The organism is Chryseobacterium sp. GP-SGM7 (assembly GCF_049166575.1).
In the GTDB taxonomy this organism is placed as follows: Bacteria; Bacteroidota; Bacteroidia; order Flavobacteriales; family Weeksellaceae; genus Chryseobacterium.
Genome location: NZ_JBMHFF010000001.1, coordinates 933,746 through 948,256 on the forward strand (window position 1 = coordinate 933,746; position 14,511 = coordinate 948,256).

The window sequence follows — 14,511 nt, forward strand, 5'->3', positions numbered from 1 at the left end:
TCAATTATCAACCATCAGACATCACCCAACCTCAAACACCCAAAATCTATGGCGTTTCCATTTGATACAAGATATGCTTCACTCGAATTATTAATCGAAAGAGCACAGAAAAAAATGCCCCGTTTCGCTTTTGAATATTTGGACGGCGGCTGTAATGAAAATATCAACCGCGACCGAAATACAAGTGAGTTAAGAGACGTTTTGCTTCGTCCGCAATATTTGAACAATAATTTTACTGAAGCCCATATGGAAACCGAATTATTCGGAAAAACCTATTCTGTACCTTTTGGAATTTCTCCGGTAGGTTTACAAGGTTTGATGTGGCCCAATGCTCCCGAGATTTTAGCAAAAGCAGCTTTTAAACATAATCTTCCATTCATTTTAAGTACTGTTACGACGAGCAGTATCGAAAGAATCGCTGAATTAACTGAAGGAAATGCTTGGTTTCAACTCTATCATCCAAGAGAAGAATGGTTACGTGACGATATTCTTGACCGTTGTGAAGCTTCGGGTTACGATGTACTTTGTGTTTTATCTGATGTTCCGACTTTCGGATACAGAGCCAAAGAAATCAGAAACGGTTTGGCAATGCCTCCACAATTGAATTTAAGAAATGTTACCCAGGCTTTAGCAAGACCAGATTGGTGTTTTGAAATGTTGAAGCACGGAATTCCAAGTTTTAAAACGATGGAAAAATACATGGATAAAAATATGAACGTGAAACAGTTGGGGCAGTTCATGAATTCCACTTTTTCCGGAAGATTAAATTCCGACAGAATAAAAGCCATTCGTGATAAATGGAAAGGAAAATTAGTCATCAAAGGTGTTGCTTCAGACGAAGATGCCGCTGAAGCGGTACGTTTAGGTTTCGACGGAATGATTATTTCTAACCACGGCGGAAGACAATTGGATGCCGGAGAATCTACCATCGCTGTTGTAAAAGATATTAGTGAAAAATACAAAGGTCGGATTAAAATTATGATGGACAGTGGCGTAAGAACCGGTCCGGATGTTGCCCGGGCTTTAAGTTGCGGCGCAGAATTTACCTTTATGGGAAGAACTTTTATGTACGCTGTAGGAGCTCTAGGCGAAAAAGGTGGAGATCATGTAATTGAAATGCTGAAAATGCAGTTCAAACAGGTGATGGAGCAGGTTTGCTGTGATAAGCCGGAGGATTTGCAGAGGTTTAGGGTGAAATAAATCTGTTTACAGTATATATTATTCAATAGGGACGGGCTTCAGCCCGTTTTTTTCATTAGAATATCTATTTCTTCTTCTCCACCTTCACCGCCTGTCTCGCCAGCAATTTCCAATCTTTTTTCGCTTTCACCCAAACCAACAAAATATCCAAACTCACATCTCCAGGAGCTTTTCCTAAATCATCTGTTGTAGCGTAAAAATGATGACGGACAATCGCAGTATTTCCAACAATCTGAACGTTTTGATTTGTAATATCAATCGTTAAAAAATCAGATTTTTTGCTGACCAATTTCTCAACAAATTCCTTAGCATCATCAATATGACCTCCGGAATGTCCGTAAGTTAGTTCCGGTAAGATCAAAGATTCCAAAGAGGATTTATCTCCGCTGATCATGGCTAATCTCAGTTTTTCTGCCGCATCCGTTACAGATTTGATATCGTTGTTTTTCTGTGCAGAAAATGCAATCACCATAAGAAAACTTACAGCTAATAAGATTTTTTTAATCATTATAAATTAAGTTTGATTGTATGTTTTGAATACCCTTTTTAACTAGAAATAAGGGTCACTGATTTTTATAAAAAGGAAATTTCTATCGGAAGAAAAACTTCCATCTTCCATCATCCAGCTTTCTATAAAGATTCCCTCTGAATAAACTTAAAAACATTATTCACTTCCTCTTTTTTATTTTTAAGAATCATGTAGGCTGCAGATTCGCCCATTGCTTTGAAATCTGTGGTTATTACAGTGATCCCAAGAAGTTCTTTCAATGGAGTTTCGTTGTAGGAAATAATGCCGATGTCTTCGCCTAATTTCAGGTTTTTCTGACGGATCTGCTTCACCAGATTCACCAGATCACGCTCACGGATGGTGATGAAAATATCTTTGTCCTGCAGTTCCATGTCGGGATAGATTTCGTCAAGAATTTCGTAGTCGAGTTTAAAATCTTTACAGAATTTCTCGAAACCGCGCACGATACGGAAAGGGTAGGGATGAATCGACTTGTCGGGATAGACCAGAATGATTTTTTCGTACTTTTTAATTTTCTCTAAACCTTCCTCAAGAGCGTTATAAATGTCATGCTCAAAATCCTGAAAAATAGAACCGTATTCACCCGAAATGTTAGGTTTTGTATTATCAAGAAGCAACAATTTATTCTTAGGAATCTGTTCGATAATATCTAAAACTTCCTGCGTAGAACTTGTATGTTTCGAATGCTCATCACGGAAATGGGGCATAATTACGTAATAATCAAAACCGCCCAGATTTTTCTTTAGAGAATTGATGAAAAGCGTCTCGTCACAGTGGTAGATATACATTTCCACATTGCCTTTGGTACCGATTGCATTAACGAAATAATTATAGATCATCATTTTGTATGTACTCGGCTTGTTAATTAAAAAGAAAATATTGATGATATCATTCTTATTAAAACGTGAAATGTAATACCCTTTGCCTTTCACCGATTCGATAATCTGGCGTTTTCGTAGTTCTTTGTAAGCCTTTTCCACCGTGTCTCTTGATAAAAAACAGGATTCACTGAGCTCGTTGATAGAAGGTATTTTTTCTCCGATTTTTATTTGTCCGCCATCAATTCCGTTGAGAATAGAGTCTACAATCTGTTTATATTTCGGAACTCTGGAGTTTTCGTTGATATGGATTTCTAGGGTATCTGACATGATCTTTGCTTAGTGATATAAATTTTCAGTCGTGAAATTGAAACATGAAATCTTTAATACTGAGAAATGACAAGTTACAAAAATTTATGATAAATGATATTCATCATGTTTAATATTTTTATTGGTTTTAACTATTTGATATATTGAAGTTTACATATTTTTGAAAAAGACAGTTTGATAATTGTTTTTTCCCGTTTTTGATGTCGAAAGAAGGATTATTAATCATCCAAACTATGAAAACATTACACTGTAGTAGATTTTTGACCCAATATAATTGGTCTCAACCTTTCATCCTCTCAGCCGCTTCAACTAACTCTCTCACTCTCCAACACAAAAAAAGCCCGCCATTTCTGACAGACCTTAACTAAAATATGATTAGTTTAAATTTTCTAAGGCATTTTTTCAAAACCTTCTGTTTTTATTTTCCAGCTTCCGTCTTTCGGAAAACCTGGATATTGTCCTGCTGAACCGTCCCAACCTTCAAGCATCATTGCAACGGTTGTTAAAACGCCACCGTTTCCGGGAAGGTAAATTCTCAAACGTTCATCCTGATAATTGTGACCGTTTTTCAGATAAGTATTGGTTTGAATATTCATAAAAAGCGCATCCAAAGCTTTATTCGGAAGATTTAATCTTGCGGCATTCATTGCGGTCATCGGGAAATCCCAACCCCATGTGTGACTCCAATTCCATCTTTCCCAAACGATGTCCAAAGTGTTTTTCATGATTTTTTTATCCAGTTTCGGAGATTCGGGAACCATTCCTAATGCACCTAAAACAGAAGGGTGATCGGTCATCCATTTTGGAAAAGTGAAAGAATCTTTCGCTGATTCTGTCGATAGATAAACACCGTCCTGAATCGGAAGCGGAGCCAATTTATTAATGACATCATCCCATTTTTTATCTCTCGGTTCGCCCAATCTTTCTTTCCATTGCTGAGCAACTTTCAATGCCCAATCCCAATAACCCACTTCATAAGTCGGGTTAAAAGTATCTTTTGCAGGGAAAACTTCCTGTGCAGGAATTACCCCTTTTCCTAAGTTATAGCGATTTTTTTCTTTATCATAAGCTGCAAAATCAGCCATAAATTCAGCCGTTGCATACACTAAATCCTTATATTTTTCTAAAACTTTTTTGTCTTTATTATGGCGGTACAAAAGCTCAGTCATATAAATCAGATGCGGCTGTTCCCAAATCAAAAATGCAGCGACGGAAGAAGGGCTTTCGTTTCCATCATTATCCGACATTTTAATCCAGCGAACGCCTTTGTAGCCTTGTCTTTCGGCTAACTTTTTTGCTTTTTCAAACGACCTGAAATAGTAATCCAGTTGTTTTTCCATAATTTCCGGTCGTCCCCACAAAGCGTAATGAACACCGTGCCACCAATGCATTTCTGTGTGTGGTTTTCCGTACCAACTATTGAATGTCAATCCAGTTTCCTGAGGCGGATTGCTTCCGCCACACTGAACTTTCGTTAAATATTCAGACAACACAATTCTGCGCTCCAGTTCATTGGCTCTTTTATCGGTGCTTCCTTCAAAATCAACCGCTGCACCGCTTTCCCAGAAGTTTTGCCAACCTGAAGTGCTTTCTTTTTCAGCATCAGAAAATAAGCTTTTCGAAGTTTTTTGATTTTTCTCTGAAAACTCAACCGTCAATTCCAGTTTTTTGCTTTTTGAAGAAGGTTCAAAAACAAAATAATGCTTTCCGGATTCGCTTAACTTTCCATCCGTAAAATATAGTTGTGTAAAATAATCGGCGGTCTGCAATTTATGCTCAATCAATCCTTGTGTTGAATTTGAAGAAATGATTTTTGTTGAATGTTTATCAGCATTTCCGTAAAAAGCTGCTTCATCCAAAAACTGTCCGCTCGGATAAGGATATTTAGCAAAAACTTTTAATCTTTTCTGTTTTACCAAATCCGACTCAATTTTCACCCCGATTTTATCTGAATTTTGAAAAGAAGCCGTCCAGACTTTTACAGGAGTTCCTTCTAAAGAAAATTCACTTGTGATAATTCCTGTCCACAGATCAATTTTCTGATTGATATTTTGAATATCTGAAACCTGTGCTTTTTGTCCGTTTTTTTTAGTCAGTTCAATTCCAATGTTTCCGAGTTGCAAACGATGTTGGTTGACTCTGAAATATTCAACTGCCTTTTTGTTCCGTTCCGGTTCTTTGATTTGCACACTGTACAACGCTTTCCGCCCTTCATTATTGAAATCATACGGCTTTAAAGTTTCCTCAAATTTGAAATTCTCAGTATTCGGAAAGCTGTTCCAACCCCATTCAGATTGCGTTCCCAAAGAAACTCCATTTTTATAATATTCCGGAAAAGACTGCATTCCGGTAATATCCACAGTGTAGGCAAATTTTCCGTTTCCAACGGTTAAAGTTGATAAAGTATCTGCTTTAGTGTTCACAACATTGTGTCGCTGAACGACTTTTTTGCGGTCGATTTTCTGAGCATTTAAGGATGAAAATCCGATGCAGAAAAGACTTAGGTATATTGCAATTTTTTTCATTTTAAATTTATTCAATGTTATATTTCATTTTGGGCAGCTATTGATTACGTTGAATGTCAATTTGTTTTTTATGGCAGACATTTCCGCCTTCCACTCTCAATCTTTTGCTCGTCGTTCCTCCTTACAAAAGGATTTCCGTTCAAGTCGGGCTGCGATTACTTTTGTATCAAAATACTTCAACAATCATTCTAGAATAGTTATCAATAGGAATGGGCTTTAGCCCGTTCTAGTATTGGTAAATATTCATTGGCTTTAGCCAAAATTTAAATTAAGTTTTGGCTAAAGCCTTTTTGCAATTCATTATATTTAGACGGGCTAAAGCCCGCCCCTATTGATTTTAACTTCTATTTCAAAACAGTCACACTCATCATCCCAATTACAACATCATTGCTCACAGCTGTCAGTTTTACCGATTTTAATTCTTTGTTCGGGTCAATAGGCAAATCCAGAATCGTTGCAGCGCCACCATCAATCTGGCGGTCTGTAAACCCTTTGATGCTCGTATATTTATTTAAAGTTCCACCTTTATACAATTCGCCAGTTTTCAATTGAACACGATTTGGAATTTTATCATCAGGAATTTCAAAAGCAAAATTATCATCAAACAAATCCTGTTCAATCGGCCACCAATTTGTTGGATTTTTCAACTCTAATTCTGAAGTCGAACCATCAACATATTGAACTGTAATTGTTCCATTCACAATCTGCGACTGCATCGGATTCGTAGAACCGGCCATCAGAAAATAAATTTTCTTTCCCTTTCCGTTCAAAGGAATTTCAATTGAATCCGGATAATTGTCCCACTGACTTGCAAATGCAATATTTTTATCCGTTTTATCAATTAAGAAAGGAATTCCAAGGAAATCAACTTTGTTGTTTTTTCTCTTGTTCATCAATCCGCTATCGTCAATTTGAGCAGTAATCAACGGATAACACCAATTCCCGATTCCCTGCCACGGAAGTTGCAGAGTAGGAACTTTCAATCTTGGCGAAAGGTATTTCTGATTGAAAATTTCAGTTACTATTTCATTATATTTTAAAGCTAATGAAATAGTATTGAACTGACCCTGATTTTCAATGTTCCAATCGGTGATTTCACTATTTTGTTTAATTCCGTTGTATTCAAGTTGGATCGAATTAGTTCCCTTACTTAAATAATTTGAAGGAATTTCAATGGTTGTATTTTGATTTTTTTGAATCGAAAAAGTTTTGTTTAAATCATTAATGCTCAGTTTTACATTAATCTGATTGGATGATTTAGACAGGATTTGTAGTTTCTTATTCATCCATTTTGTTTCTAAAGGAAAACGAATATCCACATTCACAGGTTGCCACCAACTCGTTCCGTTTTGCTCAACCTGAACGAAAAATGTTCCTTTTCTTTGTTCCTGGACTAATTCAAACTTTGGATGAACCACCCCGTCTTCTCCCTTTGGTCGAATCCACCCCTCCAAAGGAGGGGAATTTTTAATTAAGTTTTGTGGGTCGTAAATTTGTTTTATTTTCTTTTTTGAATCAAAGTTCAACTGAAGATTTTCTGAAATATAATAAGTGAAATCGGTCTGTTCTTTTTTTAATTCTTCTCCGGAATAATTGATTTCAATTTTAAAATCTTTTCCTTTTGGCGTTTCAAACTGAATAATTGGCTGTAAAATAGAATTAGGTTTCACTTTCCAATCTACTTTTTTACCATTTACTTTTACCGATTTGATATTGGAATAATTTACCGGAATCTGCATTTCCAAAACAACATCATTTTGATATTTTGAACTGAATAAATATTCAGTTTTCTTTGAAGTTCTTTTAAACTGGTAATCCCAATCCGGAAGTTTCAGTTCGGCAGAATTCCAGTCTTTCGGAAATCCAGGTTTGATGCTGATTTTATTTTCAAGCAAATTTGGATAAACTCCGAAAAGTCCTTCCGTCAAAGTTCTTGAAGCCACACCAATCGGGTCGGCAAAATCACGATACAATTCTCCTCGAAACGCGTCGTAATGAGAAAGCTGTTCAAAATTCCCCGGACTGATTCCGTAGTACATACTTTCAACCAAATTTCCTTTCCAAAGTTGATAGGCATCTTCGTTTCTTCCGGCTTGCCAATACGCCAAAGCGGTCTGTAAATTTTCCGCCAAAGCAACATTGTTAATCGACCAGTCGTATGGTTGCCAATTGGTCGTTGCTAAAGTAAAATAGTCTTTATTATCCGCACCTTTTACCGTAATCGGAATTTTTGGTGTGTGATTGTTGATGTACTGTAAGTTCTGATAATCCTCAAATTCATTCAGAATAAACGCATCGGAAACGTGATAAATCGACCAGATTCCCGGTTTGTCGTGAACAATTTGATTACCTAAAGCATCTTTAAATTCAGAAAAATAGCCTTTGTTTTTAATCCAAAGTTCATTTTTCATTGCCTTTAAAATGGCATCAGCCTCTTTTTCGTAAGGTTGAGGATTTTCGCCGATGATTTTCGCCAGCTTAGCCATTTCACGGTTGGCTCTGTAATTATATGCCGAAGTATGCGTCACTTTTCCACCCGAATATTGAAGCGCATCGCTCGCCCAAATCGCCGCATAAGCATCGTACAAATCGCCACGTTTGAAATTTCGTTTTTCCCAATCCATATGACGAAACATTGCTGGCCACATTTTTTTCAGAAAATCTTTGTCTCCCGTGTAATTGAAATGTGAAAATAGCTGGTCAAAAAATACCAGATTCATATCGTAATGATGTGGTTTTGTGTTGTCATTCGGGTTTCTGGAAATATATCCGCTTGAAAAAACAGAAGTTCCCATTTTCTCCTCGTGACGGGCAAGATGACGCATCGTATCCATTTCTACAGGTGCAGAATCGGGTTTTAAAACCTGAGAATTCGCATAACTTTCAAAATGTTTTTTTGCTCTGTCGTGCCAACTTAAGGCATCGGCTGTGTAAGCGCCACGCCAAGCATTCAACCGCATTCTCCAGGCAACCGCGCCGTGTAGGAAAGTCGGACTTTCCCAAATTCCGTCTGCAGCAACTGCTAAATTAGCTCCGAAATTATTCAAATCTGCATCGGGCGTTTTTAACTGAATTCTGTTAGCTAATGTTAAACGCGATTGTTCAGCTTCATCAAAGATGTTTTTCAATGCTTCATCTGAAAAGTTTTTAGCTGATTTTCCTTTCGCAATTTGAATATAAATCGGATTTTTTTGTGAAGTATAAGAAGCGTAAATGATCGGAGATTTATCTATTTTATTTTGTGTAAACTCAGCCAATTTTTCTAAAGTCTGAGCATCGGTTTGTTGCAACGAATTAACGTTTGAAAAACTTCCGCTGACAATTTGAGTTTCTTTTTTCTTATTTAAATAATTGAGTTGAAATTGATTCTTATTAATGTGAAACTGATTATTCAAACAATATTCTGGTAATAAATAAAATCCTGATTCTGGGTCTGCACCGATGTCACCGTTTCTGCTAAAGGTGTTTCCACTTGCTCCGCCATAAACCGCATAGATTTTTGTTGATGAATCTATGTTGAGAGTTTCCATTTTTATAACCAAACCTTCTTCTTTCGCTTGAGCTAAAACGGTCAGTTTTAAATTTCCCGTTCCAAGAATCGGGTCTTCGATTTCATATAGCATCGTTCCTGGACGATAACGCGTTTCAATTTTATCAGCCTGAATTAATTTCTTAATTGAATTTCCTTTTTGAATGACGAATTGAAGATTTCCGCCCATTCCCGGAAGATACAATGCGAATTCCGGCAAATCTCCAGCTTCAACTCTCGACGCACGATTATCTCCGTACAACGCACGGTTGAAACGGTATTTTCCGTTGACCAATAAAAAATCGCCTTTGTCTTCTTTGTAATGCAGCTCACGCTCGTTGTTCTGCCAATGTTTCGACTGGGAATATGAGAGTGAGAATGCCGACAAAACCAAAAGTCCGGCGAAAATGGTTTTTCTTTGCATTTTAATTATTAAAATATTCTGTATTCATTTCTATCACATCAATTTTTTGAACACTAAGCTCACAAAGATTTTTGATAACTATCAATTCATTTTAGGTTCACAAAGCCGCTTCGCTTAAAAAAGCACAAGTTTTTACAAGAAATCTTATATAAGCGAAGCGGCTTTGTGGACTTTTAAGCAATATAATTTTTAAAAACATTGTGTTCTTTGTGTTCATTTACGCAAACTCTGAATAATTTATTTTACGGTTTTAACTCAGTTAAAGGCTGTCGGTTAACGGTTACATTTTTTAAAGTCACATTTTTCATATAATCTACTTTGTAAGGAATCTGAACGCCTACCATTTTAGCATTAATCATGGTGAAATCCGTTACCGGAGAAGATTCGTAAGCATCAGAAAACACAGCATATTTTCCACCTTTTTCAACGGTTAAATTTTCAACCCAGATATTTCTCATCGTCGGAATGTGATTTCCCGGTTTTTCATAATGCATATTGAAACGAACGGCAGCTTCTTTGTAAGCTCCCACTTTTGTGTTGTAGAAAAATACGTTCTCGATAGTTCCGCCACGGCTTGAGCTGGTTTTAATTCTTAAAGCTCTGTCAAGATTTTTACTGTCCATTACATTTCCAATAGCATAAATATTTCTTGCCCCGCCTGCAATTTCGCTTCCAATAACAACACCGCCGTGACCGTCTTTCATTTCGCAGTTTTCGATGATGTGGTTTTCGGCTGGTCTTCCGATGTCTCTTCCGTCCTCATCTCTTCCGGATTTAATGGCGATACAGTCGTCTCCTGTGTCAAAATAAGAATCTTTAATCCAGACATTTTTACAGGCTTCAGGGTCGAAACCGTCGTTGTTGGGGCCGTGACTGATTACTTTCACTCTTTCAATCAACACATTTTCACACAAAACAGGATTCAAATTCCACATCGGGGAATTTTTAACCAAAACATCCGCCATATAGAAATTTTTAGACTTGTAAGGCTGAACGAAATTGGGTCTTAAATAATAACCGTCACCAAAAATTCTTTCTCGTGCAGGTTTTCTCTGGGCCATATATTCGTGAAGTTTTGCACGGGCAGGGTTTTGCCTTCCCGGACGGGTTTCGTTATAACCGTATTTTGTAGCACCACACCAAAACCACCAATTGTCTAAATCAGAATTTCCATCCAAAGTCCCTTTTCCTGTAACCGCAATATTTTCTTCTTCATAAGCGTAAATTAAAGATGAATAATTCATACATTCCATTCCTTCCCACCGTGTGAAAACGATAGGGTAGTCGTTGCTGTCCTGGCTGAATAAAATAGTCGAACCATCAGTTAAATGTAGATTAACGTTAGATTTTAAATAAATGGCTCCAGTCAAGAAAACTCCGTTGGGAACAACCACTCTTCCTCCGCCTTCTGCATTACATTTTTCAATGGCTTTTTTGAAAGCTTCTGTATTTTTTGTTTTTCCGTCACCAACTGCACCAAAATCTGTTATTAAGTAATCAATTTTTCTGAATTCAGGTTTTTTGATTTGCTTTTTTAAAGCTTTGATTTCCTGTAAAGGCTGTTTTGATGAAGTCCATGGTTTATATTGAGCCGATAATGATATCGATACTGATGTAAGAAGTAGAAATACGAGTTTTTTCATAGCGTCTGAATATTTTATATATATAAATAGTATTAAAATACTTTCTTTATAAGCGCAATCTAAATTAATTAAATAAGTAAATTGTCCTGCACTGTCGGGATACTTAATTTTGTAATCGATTGCGCATTTGGTCAAAAATATTAATTAATAATTCAAATTTATGTTTTGCTATAACCAAAAGCTATTAATGAATTTTTATGACCGTAATCATATTGTAATAAATATTTTAATTAAATAGAAATATTTTTAATTTATAAAGGGGTTTATCTAAATTTTGGTAAAGAAATTGTATAGTGAAATGTATACTAATTAACAAAAATTAACAGCTATGACTATTTCACTTTACGATTTTAAAAACTTGCCAAACCAAACACAATCTGATCTGGTTATCAACCAGGGACGAATCATGAATGAAAGAGTGTTGAATACTTTAAAGTATGTTTTGTACGAAATTTCATGTTTTTCAGTTGAAGTCATTTATAATAATGAAAATGGAAAAATTGAAGGAATGAATGTTTTTCAAAATAAAGCGGCGTATTCGAATTAAATTAATACTGCTGTTAACTATGATATAAAGAGAGCGGTTTTGTTCTCTTTTTTTTATGATATAAGTTTGATTTAATTTATAAAAAAAAGCTGAAAATTAATTTTCAGCTTTTATAATTTTAAAATTGTATCCTTAATTGAGTGGTTTTCGACCGGTGAGTAAGTTAATTACCACAACTATAATTGCAATTACCAATAAGGCGTGAATTAAACTTCCTGTATCCATTCCCGGAATTACTCCCAACATTCCTAATACCCATGCTATAATGCAGATTACTGCAACGAGCCACAATATACTTCTCATAATAATAAATTTTTTGGTTGCTATTAACTATACATTTTTTGTGCCTTTTTGGGTTAAATCTCAAAATTTAAATAATTGTAATCAGATTTGTATATTGATTTTCAATTATTTGTAATTTATATTGTGGTATTTTTTGTTTTTAAGAATTTGTATTTTAGAAATGATTAATGATTTTAATTTGAAGAAATATCAATGAAAATAGAGCAATTCGTTCAGGTGTGGAATAATTGTTGCAAAATACCCTGAAAAGTCATAAAAAATCATTGTTGAATGATTTTTTATTTTCTAAATGTTTAATTAAAAAGTATATATATGCTTATTTCTGAAGAACTTTTACGTGCTTATGGTGCAGAAACAGAAGTTTTTGAGCCTGCCGAAATTATTTTTAATGAAAGTGATGTGCCGAAGTATTATTATCAGGTAGTTGAAGGGAGAATAAAACTCAATACCTATAATGAAGAAGGTAAAGAGCTTATTTTTGCTATTTTGGAAAGAGGATTAAGTGTTTGTGAACTTTTATTGTTTATCGACCGTACATATCCCGTAAATGCGATAACTTTTGAAAAATGTAAGGTTCTGAAACTGTCAAAGAAAAGTTTTGAAAAACTGCTTGATGAAAACCCTGCAACGTCGAGAGATATCAATAAGTTTTTATCTGAGCGACTTTATTATAAATACATCATGCTGGAAAACAATTCGTCTCTAAAACCGGCAGTTCGTGTGAAAGGTGCTTTAGATTATTATAAAAGTTTCACCGATGATCAGACGAAATTTTCTTATCAGATTCCTTTAACGAGACAACAGATTGCATCACTCACAGCTTTAAGAGTGGAAACGGTTGTACGTACAGTAAAAATGCTTGAAAAGGAAGGAGTGCTGAAAATTATCAACCGCAAGATTTATGTTTAATATTAATAAAAAATAAAAATTTTTTATAAGAATCCATAGATGATGGCACAAATTCTGTAATAAAGATGTCAACCAAAATTAGTAGTATGGAAAATGTTTATGTCAGAGTAGCTTTCTGCAAAAATTGTGGTGGTTACCATTCTTCGGCACCCGAAAATTTATCGCAAATCAATCATCCTGAAATTATAGATCATTATTTTTATCATGGAGAACCTTGGTTTACTTTGGAAGAATCTGTTTTCGAAATAGCTGCAATGAAGGACGCTACTGAAATAAAAACACTTCATATAAATGATCACCAAAAAAATGATCAGGATTATTGTTTCTGTACCAAAAAAATTCTAACGGTTACAAAAACTCCATTTGACCAGTTTTCGGTTTATTCAAACACTATTCCTGCCACAAAACAAGCTGTTGAAACGGAAGAATTTTATTTCAGAGATGTATATCAGTTGTGCTATAATTTTCATTAGAATTATTTAGCCAAAAATTATATTATAAATTTAGTAACTCATACAAAATGAAAAATAAAATTGATTTAGATTAAATATTTATTTTTTATTTTATTCCAATGATCTCTATCATTGATGTTACAATTATCAATCCTGAAAAGAAATTTTTGGGATTTTTTTTAATAAACCAAACAAAAAAATATATGGAAATTACAGTAGATCTGAAAAATGAACTTTTACAAGACCCTAAAACAGTAGAAAGTATAAGTGTTCTTTACAAAAAGAAGAAAAAATATGAAGGTGAGTTGGTATTAATAAATGAAAATCCTTTTGAGGTAAAGATTTTCGACAAAGACAAAAAAGATGAAGCAGAAAAGGAGCATTTCGTTGACTTCGACAAAGCAATAGAGATTGCTATAGCTCACTTTGATGGAACTATAAGTGTTTTTAAAGATGTGGAATTAAATTAATTTTAATCAAAAATAGTTGCCATTTTATCAACTAAGAAAATGGTGAATTATCATTATTTAGTCTTATCGTTTGTAATGATGAGACTATTTTTTTACTCTGAGAATTGGTGAATCCCAAAAGCAACATTTTGACTACTGTATTTTTTCTTTTTCTTGAGTTTAATTTAAATGTCAGCTTTGTAACGCCTAAATTATTTTTACAATTAAAATCTTTGATGCTGGATTGAGGAAGCTCAACGAAAGGAGGAATAAACTTTTTAAATGTAAAAGGATGGTGTTTTCTAAATGTCACACAATTTCCCGAATTTTCATAAACAACACACTGAAGGCGCATCAACAATGAAAAAACAGCTACACAAAAGATGGTTAATATAATATCAGAAACTAAATAGTCAATCCAAATAATCAAGAAAATTGAAGACACTATGATCGCTAATAATAAATAAGCAATGCAATGCGTCAGCTTGTAATTAGATATTTTCATATTAAGAATTGTTAAAATATTTGATTTGGTAGGGATTTGTTTTGTTTAAATTTTTCTTATTTATGTTTTGTTTGATTGATATTATTATTTATTATTTGTAAATATAGGTTTAAATTTCAATATTATCTGTTTTCTATGGTGTAAATTTAACTTTTGTTTCCTAGGTTTGCAATATCTGATCACTATAAATTATAAATTATGGTGTAATAATTCGTAAAATTTTACAGATTCTATTTGTAATTCATTGATTGACATTAAGATGCCAATTCATTAATTTATCATAAGTATGTTTAGAAATAATTAATTTTAAGGTAAAACGGATAGAAAAAGGAGAAACAATTCAATGTT

General features: G+C 34.5%; 12 protein-coding genes. 5 read left to right on the forward strand and 7 right to left on the reverse strand.

Going from position 1 to position 14,511, the window contains the following annotated elements:
- The first annotated feature begins 48 nt into the window (after positions 1 to 48).
- Entirely contained in the window at positions 49 to 1,200 is a 1,152-nt protein-coding gene (locus tag ACOOWA_RS04190; protein WP_421373408.1) for an alpha-hydroxy acid oxidase, read from the forward strand.
- A 64-nt stretch (positions 1,201 to 1,264) separates the two neighbouring features.
- Here ACOOWA_RS04190 and ACOOWA_RS04195 read toward each other — a convergent pair whose 3' ends face one another.
- The 5 genes from ACOOWA_RS04195 to ACOOWA_RS04215 form a co-directional block, all read right to left on the reverse strand.
- Positions 1,265 to 1,708, reverse strand: a complete 444-nt coding sequence (locus ACOOWA_RS04195) for a nuclear transport factor 2 family protein (RefSeq protein ID WP_421373410.1) — start codon at positions 1,706 to 1,708, stop codon at positions 1,265 to 1,267.
- A gap of 122 nt (positions 1,709 to 1,830) precedes the next feature.
- Positions 1,831 to 2,877 carry a GntR family transcriptional regulator gene (locus ACOOWA_RS04200; RefSeq protein ID WP_421373411.1) on the reverse strand — a complete coding sequence of 349 codons (1,047 nt, stop codon included), beginning with the start codon at positions 2,875 to 2,877 and terminating at the stop codon, positions 1,831 to 1,833.
- A 389-nt stretch (positions 2,878 to 3,266) separates the two neighbouring features.
- Positions 3,267 to 5,402, reverse strand: coding sequence for a hypothetical protein (locus ACOOWA_RS04205; RefSeq protein ID WP_421373412.1), 2,136 nt, complete (start codon positions 5,400 to 5,402; stop codon positions 3,267 to 3,269).
- A gap of 344 nt (positions 5,403 to 5,746) precedes the next feature.
- Positions 5,747 to 9,355 (reverse strand): DUF4450 domain-containing protein, encoded by a 3,609-nt coding sequence (locus ACOOWA_RS04210; RefSeq protein WP_421373413.1) that lies wholly within the window; start codon positions 9,353 to 9,355, stop codon positions 5,747 to 5,749.
- Positions 9,356 to 9,597: 242 nt separating this feature from the next.
- On the reverse strand, positions 9,598 to 10,998 hold the full coding sequence (locus ACOOWA_RS04215) for a glycoside hydrolase family 28 protein (RefSeq protein ID WP_421373415.1): 1,401 nt from the start codon (positions 10,996 to 10,998) through the stop codon (positions 9,598 to 9,600).
- A 328-nt stretch (positions 10,999 to 11,326) separates the two neighbouring features.
- Between ACOOWA_RS04215 and ACOOWA_RS04220 the strand changes: the two genes are divergently transcribed.
- The gene (locus ACOOWA_RS04220) at positions 11,327 to 11,545 is read left to right on the forward strand and encodes a hypothetical protein (protein ID WP_421373416.1); all 219 of its coding nucleotides are present in this window, start codon (positions 11,327 to 11,329) and stop codon (positions 11,543 to 11,545) included.
- A 132-nt stretch (positions 11,546 to 11,677) separates the two neighbouring features.
- Here the strand turns inward: ACOOWA_RS04220 and ACOOWA_RS04225 are convergent, their stop codons facing one another.
- Positions 11,678 to 11,848 carry a lmo0937 family membrane protein gene (locus tag ACOOWA_RS04225; protein WP_421373417.1) on the reverse strand — a complete coding sequence of 57 codons (171 nt, stop codon included), beginning with the start codon at positions 11,846 to 11,848 and terminating at the stop codon, positions 11,678 to 11,680.
- Positions 11,849 to 12,160: 312 nt separating this feature from the next.
- Between ACOOWA_RS04225 and ACOOWA_RS04230 the strand changes: the two genes are divergently transcribed.
- From ACOOWA_RS04230 to ACOOWA_RS04240, 3 genes are all read left to right on the forward strand, one after another.
- Entirely contained in the window at positions 12,161 to 12,757 is a 597-nt protein-coding gene (locus tag ACOOWA_RS04230; protein ID WP_421373419.1) for a Crp/Fnr family transcriptional regulator, read from the forward strand.
- A gap of 86 nt (positions 12,758 to 12,843) precedes the next feature.
- Positions 12,844 to 13,230, forward strand: a complete 387-nt coding sequence (locus ACOOWA_RS04235; RefSeq protein WP_421373420.1) for a hypothetical protein — start codon at positions 12,844 to 12,846, stop codon at positions 13,228 to 13,230.
- A 182-nt stretch (positions 13,231 to 13,412) separates the two neighbouring features.
- Complete coding sequence (locus tag ACOOWA_RS04240) at positions 13,413 to 13,679, forward strand: hypothetical protein (protein WP_421373421.1); 267 nt, start codon at positions 13,413 to 13,415, stop codon at positions 13,677 to 13,679.
- 31 nt (positions 13,680 to 13,710) lie between these two features.
- Here the strand turns inward: ACOOWA_RS04240 and ACOOWA_RS04245 are convergent, their stop codons facing one another.
- Positions 13,711 to 14,163 (reverse strand): hypothetical protein, encoded by a 453-nt coding sequence (locus tag ACOOWA_RS04245; protein WP_421373422.1) that lies wholly within the window; start codon positions 14,161 to 14,163, stop codon positions 13,711 to 13,713.
- Positions 14,164 to 14,511 lie beyond the last annotated feature (348 nt).

Bases quoted from the DNA above. Each gene is read 5' to 3' on its own strand.
- ACOOWA_RS04190 (WP_421373408.1), top strand. From the start codon at position 49: ATGGCGTTTCCATTTGATACAAGATATGCTTCACTCGAATTATTAATC.
- ACOOWA_RS04195 (WP_421373410.1), bottom strand. From the start codon at position 1,708: ATGATTAAAAAAATCTTATTAGCTGTAAGTTTTCTTATGGTGATTGCA.
- ACOOWA_RS04200 (WP_421373411.1), bottom strand. From the start codon at position 2,877: ATGTCAGATACCCTAGAAATCCATATCAACGAAAACTCCAGAGTTCCG.
- ACOOWA_RS04205 (WP_421373412.1), bottom strand. From the start codon at position 5,402: ATGAAAAAAATTGCAATATACCTAAGTCTTTTCTGCATCGGATTTTCA.
- ACOOWA_RS04210 (WP_421373413.1), bottom strand. From the start codon at position 9,355: ATGCAAAGAAAAACCATTTTCGCCGGACTTTTGGTTTTGTCGGCATTC.
- ACOOWA_RS04215 (WP_421373415.1), bottom strand. From the start codon at position 10,998: ATGAAAAAACTCGTATTTCTACTTCTTACATCAGTATCGATATCATTA.
- ACOOWA_RS04220 (WP_421373416.1), top strand. From the start codon at position 11,327: ATGACTATTTCACTTTACGATTTTAAAAACTTGCCAAACCAAACACAA.
- ACOOWA_RS04225 (WP_421373417.1), bottom strand. From the start codon at position 11,848: ATGAGAAGTATATTGTGGCTCGTTGCAGTAATCTGCATTATAGCATGG.
- ACOOWA_RS04230 (WP_421373419.1), top strand. From the start codon at position 12,161: ATGCTTATTTCTGAAGAACTTTTACGTGCTTATGGTGCAGAAACAGAA.
- ACOOWA_RS04235 (WP_421373420.1), top strand. From the start codon at position 12,844: ATGGAAAATGTTTATGTCAGAGTAGCTTTCTGCAAAAATTGTGGTGGT.
- ACOOWA_RS04240 (WP_421373421.1), top strand. From the start codon at position 13,413: ATGGAAATTACAGTAGATCTGAAAAATGAACTTTTACAAGACCCTAAA.
- ACOOWA_RS04245 (WP_421373422.1), bottom strand. From the start codon at position 14,163: ATGAAAATATCTAATTACAAGCTGACGCATTGCATTGCTTATTTATTA.